This window comes from Streptomyces sp. LMG1-1-1.1, from assembly GCF_040815545.1.
In the GTDB taxonomy this organism is placed as follows: domain Bacteria; phylum Actinomycetota; class Actinomycetes; order Streptomycetales; family Streptomycetaceae; genus Streptomyces.
The window spans coordinates 17,791-30,330 of the sequence record NZ_JBFPNH010000018.1; the positions used below are offsets into that span (position 1 = coordinate 17,791).

The following is a 12,540-nucleotide window of genomic DNA, read 5'->3' on the forward strand; positions in this document are numbered from 1 at the left end:
CCTGATGCCTCCGCGCGACGGCTCTTCGTGCCACCATCGTCCGGGCGGTGACTGGTGATACGAGATCAAGAGCGACAAGTACGAGAACAAGAACGTGATCGACGCGACGCGTACGAAGAGACGGACAGGATGATGGGGCACGACACGCAGCCTCCTGAGGAGGGCGAGGCCGACGTGCCCGAGCGGGTCTCCGGGGACGAGCCGCTGCTCGCCGCCCGGGTCCACCGGCCCTCCGATCTGATGCGGCTGCTCGTCGGCCTGCTCGCCATCGGGCTCGTCATCGCCATCGCGGCGTTCGCCCACGCCACGACCTCGGGCCTGGAAGAGGACATCAACAAGGGTGCCGTCGGCGCCCCCGACGTCTTCGTCAAGATCGCCGGTCTCGTCTCGTCGATCGCCGTCCTGCTCGTCCCGGTCGCCTTCGCCATCGAGCGGCTGATCAAACGGGACGGGCTGCGCATCGCGGACGGCGTCCTCGCCGCCGTCCTCGCGCACGGCGTCACCCTCGCCACCGACCTGTGGGTCGCCCAAGCCGCGCCCGGCACCATCCAGGACGCGCTGACCCAGCCGCAGTCCGGCGGCGGGCTCACCGACCCGGTGCACAACTACCTCGCCCCGGTCATCGCGTACATGACGGCCGTCGGCATGGCCCGCAGGCCCCGCTGGCGGGTGTCGCTCTGGGTGGTGCTGCTGCTCGACGCGTTCACGATGCTGGTGGCCGGCTACACCACCGCCCTCTCGATCATCCTGACCGTCCTGATCGGCTGGACGGTGGCGTACGGCACGCTCTACGCGGTCGGCTCCCCCAACGTCCGGCCCACCGGGCAGACCCTCCTCGCCGGCCTGCGCCGGGTCGGCTTCCGGCCGGTGACGGCGCTGCGCGCCGAGGGCGTGCCCGACTCGGCGGACAGCGGGGACCGCGGCCGCCGGTACATCGTCACCCTGGAGGACGGGCCACCGCTGGACGTCACCGTGGTCGACCGGGAGCAGCAGGCGCACGGCTTCTTCTACCGCGCGTGGCGGCGGATCACCCTGCGGACGATCACCACCCGCCGGTCGATCGTCTCGCTGCGCCAGGCGCTGGAGCAGGAGGCGCTGCTCGCGTACGCGGCCATCGCCGCCGGGGCGAACGCGCCGAAGCTGATCGCCACCTCGGAGCTCGGCCCGGACGCGGTGATGCTCGTGTACGAGCACATCGGCGGCCGGAGTCTGGACTCGCTCGACGACGACGAGATCACCGACGAGCTGGTCACCAGCGCGTTCCGGCAGGTCCGGGCGCTCCAGTCGCGGCGGATCGCGCACCGCAGGCTGACCGGGGACGCGATCCTGGTGGATCGTTCCGGCAAGGTGATCCTCACCGACCTGCGGGGCGGCGAGATCGCGGCCGGCGACCTGATCCTGCGGATGGACATCGCCCAGCTGCTCACCACCCTCGGTCTGCGGGTCGGGGCGGAGCGGGCGGTCGCCGCGGCCGTCGGGGTCCTCGGCCCCGACACCGTCGCCGACTGCCTGCCGCTGCTCCAGCCGATCGCGCTGAGCCGCTCCACGCGCGCGACGCTGCGGAAGCTGGCGCGCGAGCGGTCGGCGCGGGAGCGGGAGGCCGTGCTCGCGGCCTCCGAGGCGGCGAAGCACGAGCGGGAGCTCGCGAAGGCCGCGGCCTCGGTGGACCTGAAGGACGTACCGGCGGAGAAGAAGGCCGGGATCAAGGCCGGGGCGAAGGCCGAGAAGAGAGCGGACAAGAAGGCCGAGAAGCGGGCCCTCGACACGGCGCTCGACGAGGCCCGCGAGGAGGACCTGCTCGCCCAGATCCGGCAGCAGGTGCTGCTGATCCGCCCGCAGGCCCCGGTGGAGCCGGTCCGCCTGGAGCGGATCAAGCCGCGGACCCTGGTCAGTCTCATCGCGGGCGCGGTCGCCGCGTACTTCCTGCTGTCGCAGATCGCCCGGACCCCGCTGTCGACGATCAGCCAGGCGGACTGGCGCTGGGTGGCGGCCGCGGTGCTGTTCTCGGCGCTGAGCTACGTGGCGGCGGCGATGAGCCTGCTGGGCTTCGTGCCGGAGCGGGTCGGGTTCTGGCGGACGGTGGTGGCGCAGGTCGCCGGCTCGTTCGTGAAGATCGTCGCCCCGGCGGCGGTCGGCGGTGTCGCCCTGAACACCCGCTTCCTCCAACGCGGGGGCGTACGGCCGGGGCTCGCGGTGGCGAGCGTCGGCGCCTCGCAGCTGTTCGGGCTGGGGGCGCACATCCTGCTCCTGCTCTCCTTCGGCTATCTGACGGGGACGGAGAAGTCGCAGTCGTTCACCCCGTCGAGGACGGTCATCGCCGGTCTGCTGACGGTCGCGGTGCTGGTGCTGGTCGTGACGGCGATCCCGTTCATGCGCAAGTTCGTGTCGACGCGGCTGCGCTCGCTGTTCGCCGGCGTGGTGCCGCGCATGCTGGACGTGCTCCAGCGGCCGATGAAGCTGGCGACCGGCATCGGCGGGATGCTGCTCCTCACCGGTCTGTTCGTGCTCTGTCTGGACGCGTCGATCCGGGCGTTCAGCCACGGCGACCAGTCGGTCAGCTACGCGAGCGTGGCCGTCGTCTTCCTCGCGGGCAACGCGCTCGGCTCGGCGGCGCCGACGCCGGGCGGTGTCGGCGCGGTCGAGGGCGCGCTCACCTTCGGTCTGGTCGCGGTGGGCCTGCCGCTGGAGGTGGCGACCCCGGCGGTGCTCCTGTACCGCCTGCTCACCCTGTGGATCCCGGTCCTGCCGGGCTGGCTCTGCTTCAACTGGCTGACGAAGCGCGAGGCGCTGTAGGAGGACGCTCCCGGGGGCACCCGGTTGGACCCCCGTCCCGCGCGGGTGGGCGGGCGGCGGCCCACGATGGGCGTATGCCGATCTCCGCCGCCCAGCGCGCCGCCCTGCTCACCGCCACCACCGTGCTGCTCGCCGCCGGGTGCTCGGACGGGGGCGACGACACGGCGGACGCGACGAAGCCGAGCGGCTCCGGGGTCTCGGCACTGACCTCGCAGAAGCTGTCGTGGGCGCCGTGCCCGGCGCCGTCGGCGGCCGAGGGCGGCGGGCCCGCGCCGTCCCCGCTGCCCGGCGGCGCGACCTGGGAGTGCTCCTTCCTCCAGGCGCCCCTCGACTGGTCGGTGCCGGACGGCGAGACCATCGAGCTCGCCCTCATCCGGGCCAGGGCCAGGGACAGCACCCGTCGGATCGGCTCGCTCGTCTTCAACTTCGGCGGGCCCGGCGGCTCCGGGGTCACCGCGCTGCCGAGCTTCGCGTCCACGTACGAGACCCTGCGCGGCCGCTACGACCTGGTGTCCTTCGATCCGCGCGGGGTGGGCCGCAGTGATCCGGTCGAGTGCGCCACGGACAAGGAGCTGGACGCCTACTACGCCCTGGACTTCACGCCCGACGACGAGGCCGAGGAGCGGACCCTGTCGAACGCGCAGAAGAAGTACGCGACCGGCTGCGAGAGGGACGCGGGCGCGGCGCTGCCGCACGTCGGCACCGAGAACGCCGCCCGCGACATGGACCTGATGCGCCAGGTCCTCGGCGACGAGAAGCTCCACTACTTCGGCATCTCGTACGGCACCGAACTCGGCGGCGTGTACGCGCACCTGTTCCCGTCGAACGTCGGCCGGGCCGTCTTCGACGCCGTGGTCGACCCGGACGCGGGCGTCGAGGACGGTGCCCTCGGCCAGGCGAAGGGCTTCCAGCTCGCCCTGGACAACTTCGCCCAGGACTGCGTCGACCGCGGCGACGCCTGCACCCTGCCCGGTTCGACGGTCGCCGAGATCGAGGGGTTCGTCCTGGACCTCCTGGCGTCGCTGGACAAGGAGCCGATCCCGGGCATCGGCGACCGGAAGCTCACCCAGACGCAGGCCACCAACGGCATCGCGCAGTCGCTGTACTCGAAGGAGTACTGGCAGTACCTGGAGCAGGGGCTCGACGCGGCCGACGGCGGGGACGGCGCGCTGCTCCTGTCGCTGTCCGACGCGATGAACGGGCGCGGCCAGAACGGCTCGTACAGCAACATCCAGGCCGCCAACGCCGCCATCAACTGCGTCGACTTCAAGGAGCGCTACACCCTGGGGCAGGCCAAGGAGCGGCTCCCCCAGTTCCGCGAGGCCTCCCCCGTCTTCGGCGACTTCATGGGCTGGGCGCTCGCGAGCTGCTCGCAGTGGCCGGTGCCCGGTCTGTGGGAGCACCCGGACGTGTCCGCGCCGGGCTCGGCGCCGATCCTGGTGGTGGGCAACACCGGCGACCCGGCCACGCCGTACGAGGGCGCCCGGTCGATGGTGAACGCGCTCGGCAAGGGCGTCGGCGTGGAGCTGACGTACGAGGGCGAGGGCCACGGCGCCTACAACGGCGGCGACAAGTGCGTGAAGAAGGCGGTGGACGGATACCTCCTGGACGGCAAGGTGCCCGCCTCCGGGACCGTCTGCAAGTAGGCCGTCCGAAAGGGGACGCCCGGCCGCCCTAGGATGGCCGCCTTGCCGGGATCCTGGGGGAACGCATGTCCATACGCGTACGCATGACCGTGCTGGCCGTGACGGGGGTGCTCGTCGCCGGATGCACGAGCACGGAGGGCGCGACCGGGACGACGAAGGCCCCGCCGGCCACCTCCGGCGCCGGGTCGACGAACCCCGCGACCGCCCCCGCGCTCCCCGCCTCCCTCACCGGCCAGCGCCCCGACTGGGCGTCCTGCGATGCCCCGGAGAACGGGCCGCGGCCCGGTGCGGAGTGGCGCTGCGCCACGGTGAAGGTGCCGCTCGACCACGCGAAGCCCGACGGGGAGACCATCCCGGTCGCGCTGATCCGCAAGGAGGCCCGGAACAAGGGCGACCGCATCGGCTCGCTCCTGTTCGACTTCGGCGGGCCCGGCGCGTCCGGGGTCGACATCCTGCCGCAGGCGGCCGAGGAGTACGGGGACCTGAACGAGCGCTACGACCTGGTCGGCTTCGACCCGCGGGGCGTGGGCCGCAGCGCGGGGGTGGTCTGCCGGGACGACGCCGAACAGGCCGCGGCCGAGGCCTCCGTCGACCTCGTCCCGGACACGGCGGCCGAGGAGGCCGCCTACCTGGCGGACGGCGCCGCCTTCGCCGCCGGCTGCGCCCGCCGCTCCGCGAAGCTCCTGCCGCACACCACGACCACCGCCACCGCCCGCGACATGGACCTGCTGCGGCAGGTCCTCGGCGACGAGAAGCTCCACTACTTCGGCATCTCGTACGGCACCCAGCTCGGCGGCACGTACGCGCACCTCTTCCCCGCGCGGGTGGGCCGGATCGTCCTCGACGCCGTCGTCGACCCGACCGCCGACGCCGCCGGGCACGCCCGCAACCAGACGATCGGCTTCCAGCGGGCCCTGGACAACTACCTGAAGAGCACCGGCGAGGACCCGAAGGCCGGGACCGAGCGGATCGCCCGCCTGCTGCGGAAGCTGGACCGGCAGCCGCTGCCCGTCGGCGGGCGCCGGCTCACCGAGGGCCTGGCCCTCACCGGCATCGCGGTGACGCTGTACGGGAAGGCCAACTGGCCGCTGCTGACCGGGGCGCTCGCCGACGCCGAGCGCGGCGACGGCAGCGCCCTGCTGGACCTGGCCGACTTCTACAACGACCGGGACGCGAAGGGCCATTACTCCACCCAGTCGCACTCCCAGCGGGCGATCTCCTGCGCGGACTCCAGCGAGCGGCCTACCGCCGCGCAGGCGAAGGCTCTGCTGCCGGAGTTCCGCCGGCTCTCCCCCGTCTTCGGCGCGTTCCTCGCCTGGGACACGGCGGGCTGGTGCGCGCGGTGGCCGGTGGAGGGCGAGCGTCGGACGCCGGAGGCGAGTGCCCCGGGTGCGGCCCCGATCCTGGTCGTCGGCACGACGGGCGACCCGGCGACGCCGTACGAGGGCGCGGAGAAGATGGCGAAGGAGCTCGGCGCCGGCGTCGGGATCCTGGTCACCAACAAGGGCGAGGGGCACGGGGCCTACGGCGGTTCGGCGTGCGTGACGCGGAAGGTCGACGCGTACTTCCTGGACGGGAAGGTCCCGGCGTACGGCACGACCTGCTGAACGGCCGGAAGGGCCCGGACCTCGTCATGAGATCCGGGCCCTTCCCTGGGCCGTCGTCCGGCCGGTGACTAGTAGACCGGCTTCTCGGGCTCGATCTGGTGGACCCAGCCGATGACGCCGCCGCCGACGTGCACCGCGTCCGCGAAGCCCGCGGACTTGAGCACCGCGAGGACCTCCGCACTGCGGACACCCGTCTTGCAGTGCAGGACGATCCGCTTGTCCTGCGGGAGGTCCTGGAGGGCGGTGCCCATCAGGAACTCGTTCTTCGGGATCAGACGCGCGCCCGGGATCGAGACGATCTCGTACTCGTTCGGCTCGCGGACGTCGATGATGTCGATGCTCTCGCCCTCGTCGATCCACTCCTTGAGCTGCTTGGGAGTGATCGTCGAGCCGAGCGCCGCCTCCTGGGCCTCCTCGGACACGACGCCGCAGAAGGCCTCGTAGTCGATGAGCTCGGTGACGGTCGGGTTCTCGCCGCAGACCGCGCAGTTCGGGTCCTTGCGGACCTTGACCTGGCGGTACTGCATCTCCAGGGCGTCGTAGATCATCAGGCGGCCGACCAGCGGGTCGCCCACGCCGGCCAGGACCTTGATGGCCTCGGTGACCTGGATGGAGCCGATGGACGCGCACAGCACGCCCAGGACGCCGCCCTCGGCGCAGGACGGGACCATGCCCGGCGGCGGGGGCTCCGGGTAGAGGCAGCGGTAGCAGGGGCCGTACTCGGACCAGAAGACCGAGGCCTGGCCGTCGAAGCGGTAGATCGAGCCCCAGACGTACGGCTTGTTCAGCAGCACGCAGGCGTCGTTGACCAGGTAGCGGGTGGCGAAGTTGTCCGTGCCGTCGACGATCAGGTCGTACTGGCTGAAGATGTCCATCACGTTCTCGGCTTCGAGCCGCTCTTCGTGGAGGATCACGTTCACGTACGGGTTGATGCCGAGCACGCTGTCGCGCGCCGACGCGGCCTTGGAGCGGCCGATGTCGGCCTGGCTGTGGATGATCTGGCGCTGGAGGTTCGACTCGTCGACCTCGTCGAACTCCACGATGCCGAGCGTGCCCACGCCGGCGGCGGCCAGGTACATCAGCGCCGGCGAGCCGAGGCCACCGGCGCCGACACACAGCACCTTGGCGTTCTTCAGCCGCTTCTGCCCGTCCATCCCGACGTCCGGGATGATCAGGTGGCGGGAGTACCTGCGGACCTCGTCTACGGTGAGCTCGGCAGCCGGCTCGACCAGGGGTGGCAGCGACACGGGGACTCCGGTTGTCGGTATGTCAGTACGGTTGTTCTCCCCGTAACACTGCCACGCCCCTCCTCATTCCGAGACACCCGGTCCGATCCGCGAGACGATTTCGTCCCAGTAGCCGGGCAGCGAGTGGAATGGCGCGGTTTGTCCCGGACCCCCGGGGCGGTCCGTGAAGAAGATCGTCCCCGCCCCCTGCCAGCGCGCGACCCGGAGGGCCTCGTCCAGGTGGGTGCGCGGGACCCCGTGCACGAGATGGACGAACTTCGCCTCCGCGTAGTCGGCGGTCCACTCCGCCACCTGCGACCAGCGGTAGTCCACCCAGGAGCCGGAGAACGTCACCAGCTGGTCGGCGACCTCGGCGTACCCCGGATGCGGATGGGTGCCGTGGCCGAGGACGAGATGGGCCTCGCCGCCGAGGACCGCCTCCAGGGTCGCCGTGACCCGCCTCGTCCCGGCCAGGTCCGCCCGGTCCGCGGGGGCGCGGTCCAGGTAGAAGCCGTCCACCTTGTACCAGTCGAGGAAGCGGTGGGCGTCCGAGACCATCTCCCCGAAGGGCCGGCGGCCGTGCGCCGCGTCCAGGTGCCCGAGGACCCTGACCCCCGCGTTGCGGAGCTTGCCGGCCGCCTCCAGGCAGTGCGGGTCGGGCCGGCTCCCCGGGCCCTCCGCCACGTTGAGCACCGCCCAGTGCACCGGGGTCCCCGGGCGGGTGAGCTCGGCCCACTCGACCGGGGCGAGCAGCGGGTGGGCGTAGCCGGGGACGCCCACGCCGAGCGCCTGGACGGCCCCCGTGGCGGTGGTCGTCAGATGCGACACGCCGCCTCCATCCAGATGTCGGCGAGCGACTCCTCCAGATTGATCCGGGGCCGCCAGCCGAGCCGGTCGCGGGCGGTGCGGACGTCGGCCTGCTGCCAGGTGCCGCAGCCGTCGGGGTACGGGTAGGGGGCGGAGGCCAGCTGGTCGGCGATGGTCCCCTCGGTGCGGGGGGCGCCGATCATCGGGCGCTGCGCAAGGCCGTGCGGGGCGTCCAGCTCGTGCAGGTTGCCGGAGTAGCCGGCGACCCTGGCGAGGACGGCTGCGGCGTCCCGGAGTCGGACCGCGCGGCCGGTGCCGATGTTGACGACGCCCTGGGCGGCGGAGAGCGAGGCCGCGTGCACGGCCCGCGCCACGTCCCGCACGTCGACGAAGTCGCGCTGCACGCCGAGGCCGCTGAGCTTGAGCTCGCCGTCCCCCGCCTGCATCGCCCGGCGCATCGCCTCGGCGAGCCTGCCGAGCGGGGAGCCGGCGGGCGTGCCGGGGCCGACGGGCGAGAACACCCGCAGGACGACGGCGTCGAGGCCGGAGCCGAGGACGAGTTCGGTGGCGGCCAGCTTCGACACCCCGTACGGGCCGCCGGGGCGGGGCACGGCGTCCTCGGCGGTGGAGGAACCGGGCTGGCTCGGCCCGTACTCCGAGGCGCAGCCGACCTGGACGAGGCGGGCGCCGCAGCCGCTGCGGCGCAGGGCCTCGCAGACGGTGGCGACGGCGACCGTGTTGTGCCGGGTCAGCTCGCGGGCGCCGCCGCGGGTGGCGCCCGCGCAGTTGACGACGACCCCCGGGTGGACGGCGTCCAGGAAGCGGGTCAGCGCGCCCGGGCTGCCGGAGGCGAGGTCGAAGCGGACGTCGGCGTCGTCGCCCCGGCCGAGGGCGGTGAGGTGGACGGCCGGGTCGGCGAGCAGCCGGTCGGCGACGAAGCGCCCGATGAAGCCGTTGGCTCCGAGCAGTAGCACCCTCATCGTGCGGCCCCTACGTGCCGACCGGCCGGTCCTTGGGATTGAGGGGTCATGGTCTTCGGTCTCCTTGCGAGGTGATGAGAGAGGTGACGGGGCGCGCCCGCGGCGTCGGCTCCGCGGGTGCCGTTCTCAGGGGGTGGCGTGGGCCGAGGCCCGGGCGAGGGCGCCGGTCGCGTGGGCCAGCAGGCCGAGCGCGGCGGCACCGCAGACGAGGGTGGGTACGGCCCCGGCGCCCCAGGCGTCGACGACGGCGCGCACGGGGGTGGCGAGCCCGTCGATGCCGGGCAGCGGGACCCGCGCGGCGAGGACGCTCGCGAGGGCGAGGGCCTCGGCGGCGCAGGCGGCGGCGAGGGCCGTGGAGGCAGTGTCGGGGAAGCCGTGCACGGTGAGCATCCGGGCGAGCAGCAGGAGCGCGCCGAGGGCGAGGGCCCCGGGGCTGAACGCGGTGACGCCGAGCAGGGCGGCGAGGGCGAGCAGTTGGACCGTCACGGTGACGAGGAGCAGCGGCCTGGTGGCGGCGGCGAAGTCGGCGAGGCCCCGGCTGTCGGCGATCCGGCGGCGGGCCCGGCGGGCGAAGAGGTGCGCGCACCAGGCGGCGGGCGCCACGGCCAGGGCGAGCCCGAGGACGGGGCCGGGGGCGAGGTCCCACGGTCCGTCGGGGCCGCCGCTGAGCACCTGCCGGAGGAGCCCGTCGCCGCCGACCGCGTACGCCAGGAGCCACAGCGTCCAGAGCCGGGCGGCGGGTACGGCCCCGCCGTCGGGCACCCGGAAGGGGCCCTGCCGTACGGCGAGCAGCAGCGCGCCGCCGAGCGCGAGCGCCGCGACCGCCCCGACGGCGATCCGCGCGGGCCCGTAGGCGAACGTCAGTCCCAGGCCCGCGAGCCCGGCGACGGCCCCGGGGGCGAACACGGCGAGCGCCCAGGGGCCTCGGGCCGGTTCCGGGTCCGGCGCGGGCGCGGCCTTCTCGGGTCCGCGCGGCACGCGCGCGTACAGCTCGTCGGCGAGCGAGAACACGTCCCGGTGCCGGAACCGCGCGGCGGTCCGGTCCGTGAACCCCTGTGCCTCCAGGCCGGCGGCGATCTCCAGCGGGTCCACGGCCCGCTCGCAGAGCTCCCGGTGCCGGTGCATGAGCACTTTGACGGGGTCGGCGTTCCCCCGCCGGGGCCGCGGTGCGGCGGCCCGTCCGCCCGGGGCCGCGGCGGCCTCCGGCTCCCCTCTCCACGCGACTCCCCGCACCGGGGCACCAGGCAGGTCGGGGCCAGGCTCCGGGAGCGGTGTTCCGGTCGCTTCCGGGGCCGCGGCTATCCCGGACGGCGGGGGGCCCGCGGGGCCAGCCGGGCGGGCGGAGTCGGCGGCGGTCCGGTCCTCGTGGTCCGTGTCGTCCTCGTGGTCCGCCTGGTCCGCGTCCTCCTCCGTGCCCGGCGCGTGGCCCTCGGGGGCGCGCAGGTCGAGGCCGGGCGGCGGGGTGGGGGGCGGGGTCAGGGCGGGCGTGCCGAGGAGGGCCTCGGAGCGGGCGTCCCAGGCTCCGGGGCTCGTCGGGGCGGCGGGGCCGCGCATGGGAGTGCCTCCTTCAGGCATCGGGGCCTCCTGAGCCCGTGGTCACGGCCTTGTGCGTCCAGCTGCCCGGCACATGGGCCTCGGCGGGGTGGGCGAAGGGCACGCCGTCCCCGGGGCGGTGGCGCACGGGCGCGTGCGAGAGGAGTTCGAGGTAGATGTCGCGGAACGCGGCGAGGTTCTGTTCGACGGTGAAGAGTTCGAGCGCCCGGGCGCGGGCCGCGGCGCCGAGCCGGTGGCGGCGCTCGGGGTCGCGGAGCAGCGCGAGGCAGGCGTCGGCGAGCGCCCGGGGGTTGCGCGGGGGGACGACGAGGCCGGTGCCGCCGATGATCTCGACGACCGCGCCGACGTCGGTGGAGACGGTGGCGCGCGCGCAGAACATGGCCTCGACGAGGCTGGTGGGGAAGCCCTCGACGACGCTGGACAGGACGACGACCGCGCCGGAGGCGTAGGTGTCCTCCAGGGTGGGCGCCTCGGGGCCGCCGAGTTCCTCGTAGGTGACGGGGTTCTCGCCGACGGCGTGCGCGCCCGCGGCCTCGTCGGGGAAGAGCTGGGCGGCGAGCCCCTTGCAGTGCGCGAGGTACGCGCCGCCGCCCGGCTCGCGTTCGGGCACGGCGACGATCCGCAGCCGGGCGTCGGGCTGCCGGGCCCGGACCTCCGCGAAGGCGTGCAGGAGGGCGATGAGGTCCTTGGCGGGTTCGACGCGGCCGACCCAGACCAGGGTGGCGGGGTCGCCGCTCTCCTCGTCCTCGCCGATCTCGGCGAAGCGGTCGGCGGGCATGCCCGGGTGGACGGTGCGGATGCGGTCCCGGACGGCGCCGCACTTCTCCTGCCAGCGGCGGGCGTGCGCGTTGCCGGGGGTGAGCAGGGAGGCCTGCCGGTAGGTCTCGGCGGCGAGCCGTCCGTGGAGGGCGGCGAGCAGCGCCCGCAGGGGTGCGGAGCGGTCGGCGCCCGCGGTCGAGAGGTAGTGGGCGCGGAGCCGGACGCCGTACTCGGTGACGAGGAGCGGGGTTCCGAAGAAGCGTTTGGCCAGCAGGCCGGGGAGGGCGGTGACGCCTCCGGCGGCGGCGTGGCAGAGGTCGGCGGCGCCGAGCGCGTCCTCGGTGTACCAGTCGTAGGAGAGGGGGCGCAGGGCCCGCTCCAGGTGGTCGGCGAAGGCGAGGTGGTCCCGGAGCCCGGCGGCCGCCGCGCCCCGGCGTGCGCCGGGCGCGCGGCAGGCGGTCTCCAGCGCGCGGACGGCGTCGTCGGAGCGGAGCGCGCCGGGCAGTCCGCCGCGCTCGCGGGCGAGTTCGGCGAGCGCGTAGAGCCCGCCGGCGAACTGGGCCCCGCCGGGATCGGTCGCGGCCGCCGGTCCCGACCCGGGTCCGGTCACGGGCCCGGACGGCGCCGCCGGCCCGGATGCGGCCGCGGCTTCGGTCTCGGCCTCGCGGCAGAGGCCGGTGGCGAGGGCGTGGAAGGCCTCGGTGAAGCGGCGCCGTTCGCGCCGGCCGTAGGCCCGGCGGGTGGCGCGGCCGTCGCCGAAGGCGGCGCGTTCGAGGCGGTTCTTCGGCGTGCCGTCCGGGCCGGGGCCCTCCGGGTCGGCGGTGCGCACGACGCGGGCGTTCGGGGGGAGCGGCAGCGGGGTGCCGGGTCCGCCGGGGGTGTAGAGGTCGAACTGGTGCTGCCCGAGCCCGCGTACGAGTCGGTCGCACCAGGGTGCGGACTCACCGGCGGCGTACGGGTAGCCGCCTTCCGTGAGCAGTCCGATCCGCATAAGTGCACCCCCGATCTCCCTTGACGACGGCCACCGTTGGTCCGGCGACTCGCAGCGGGAAGAACGTAAGCGGAGACACCGGTGGTACGACGGACGGTTGTCCGTCGCACCACCGGAAGGGGTGAATGCACGTAACTTTCCCACCCCGGTCGCGTTCAGTCGCGCTACGCGCCGGAA

Annotated in this window: 8 protein-coding genes; 3 read left to right on the top strand and 5 right to left on the bottom strand. The window is 74.2% G+C overall.

The genetic code is table 11. The features are described from left to right. Nucleotides 1-132: 132 nt before the first annotated feature. The 3 genes from MRBLMG1_RS08820 (at nt 133) to MRBLMG1_RS08830 (ending at nt 6,046) form a co-directional block, all read left to right on the top strand. A complete protein-coding gene (locus tag MRBLMG1_RS08820; RefSeq protein ID WP_367822628.1) occupies nt 133-2,793 on the top strand; it encodes a flippase-like domain-containing protein in 2,661 nt (886 codons plus the stop codon). A gap of 74 nt (nt 2,794-2,867) precedes the next feature. Continuing rightward, complete coding sequence (locus MRBLMG1_RS08825; protein WP_367822435.1) at nt 2,868-4,439, top strand: alpha/beta hydrolase; 1,572 nt, start codon at nt 2,868-2,870, stop codon at nt 4,437-4,439. A 65-nt stretch (nt 4,440-4,504) separates the two neighbouring features. Further along, nucleotides 4,505-6,046 (top strand): alpha/beta hydrolase, encoded by a 1,542-nt coding sequence (locus MRBLMG1_RS08830; RefSeq protein ID WP_367822437.1) that lies wholly within the window; start codon nt 4,505-4,507, stop codon nt 6,044-6,046. 68 nt (nt 6,047-6,114) lie between these two features. On the opposite strand, the gene moeZ is transcribed toward MRBLMG1_RS08830, so the two are convergent. From moeZ to MRBLMG1_RS08855, 5 genes are all read right to left on the bottom strand, one after another. Then, complete coding sequence (gene moeZ, locus MRBLMG1_RS08835; RefSeq protein ID WP_367822439.1) at nt 6,115-7,293, bottom strand: adenylyltransferase/sulfurtransferase MoeZ; 1,179 nt, start codon at nt 7,291-7,293, stop codon at nt 6,115-6,117. Between the two features lie 63 nt (nt 7,294-7,356). Further along, nucleotides 7,357-8,100: a spherulation-specific family 4 protein gene (locus tag MRBLMG1_RS08840; protein WP_367822441.1), complete on the bottom strand. Its 744-nt coding sequence runs from the start codon at nt 8,098-8,100 to the stop codon at nt 7,357-7,359. Beyond that, complete coding sequence (locus tag MRBLMG1_RS08845; protein ID WP_367822443.1) at nt 8,088-9,059, bottom strand: NAD-dependent epimerase/dehydratase family protein; 972 nt, start codon at nt 9,057-9,059, stop codon at nt 8,088-8,090. The genes MRBLMG1_RS08840 and MRBLMG1_RS08845 overlap by 13 nt, the downstream gene beginning before the upstream one ends. Before the next feature lie 126 nt (nt 9,060-9,185). After that, nucleotides 9,186-10,613, bottom strand: coding sequence for a hypothetical protein (locus MRBLMG1_RS08850; RefSeq protein WP_367822445.1), 1,428 nt, complete (start codon nt 10,611-10,613; stop codon nt 9,186-9,188). A gap of 13 nt (nt 10,614-10,626) precedes the next feature. Further along, the gene (locus tag MRBLMG1_RS08855; protein WP_367822447.1) at nt 10,627-12,363 is read right to left on the bottom strand and encodes a glycosyltransferase; all 1,737 of its coding nucleotides are present in this window, start codon (nt 12,361-12,363) and stop codon (nt 10,627-10,629) included. Nucleotides 12,364-12,540: the final 177 nt, after the last annotated feature.

Excerpts from the sequence above, each read along its gene's own strand:
- MRBLMG1_RS08820 (WP_367822628.1), top strand. The coding sequence starts at position 133 with ATGGGGCACGACACGCAGCCTCCTGAGGAGGGCGAGGCCGACGTGCCC.
- MRBLMG1_RS08825 (WP_367822435.1), top strand. The coding sequence starts at position 2,868 with ATGCCGATCTCCGCCGCCCAGCGCGCCGCCCTGCTCACCGCCACCACC.
- MRBLMG1_RS08830 (WP_367822437.1), top strand. The coding sequence starts at position 4,505 with ATGTCCATACGCGTACGCATGACCGTGCTGGCCGTGACGGGGGTGCTC.
- MRBLMG1_RS08845 (WP_367822443.1), bottom strand. The coding sequence starts at position 9,059 with ATGAGGGTGCTACTGCTCGGAGCCAACGGCTTCATCGGGCGCTTCGTC.
- MRBLMG1_RS08850 (WP_367822445.1), bottom strand. The coding sequence starts at position 10,613 with ATGCGCGGCCCCGCCGCCCCGACGAGCCCCGGAGCCTGGGACGCCCGC.
- MRBLMG1_RS08855 (WP_367822447.1), bottom strand. The coding sequence starts at position 12,363 with ATGCGGATCGGACTGCTCACGGAAGGCGGCTACCCGTACGCCGCCGGT.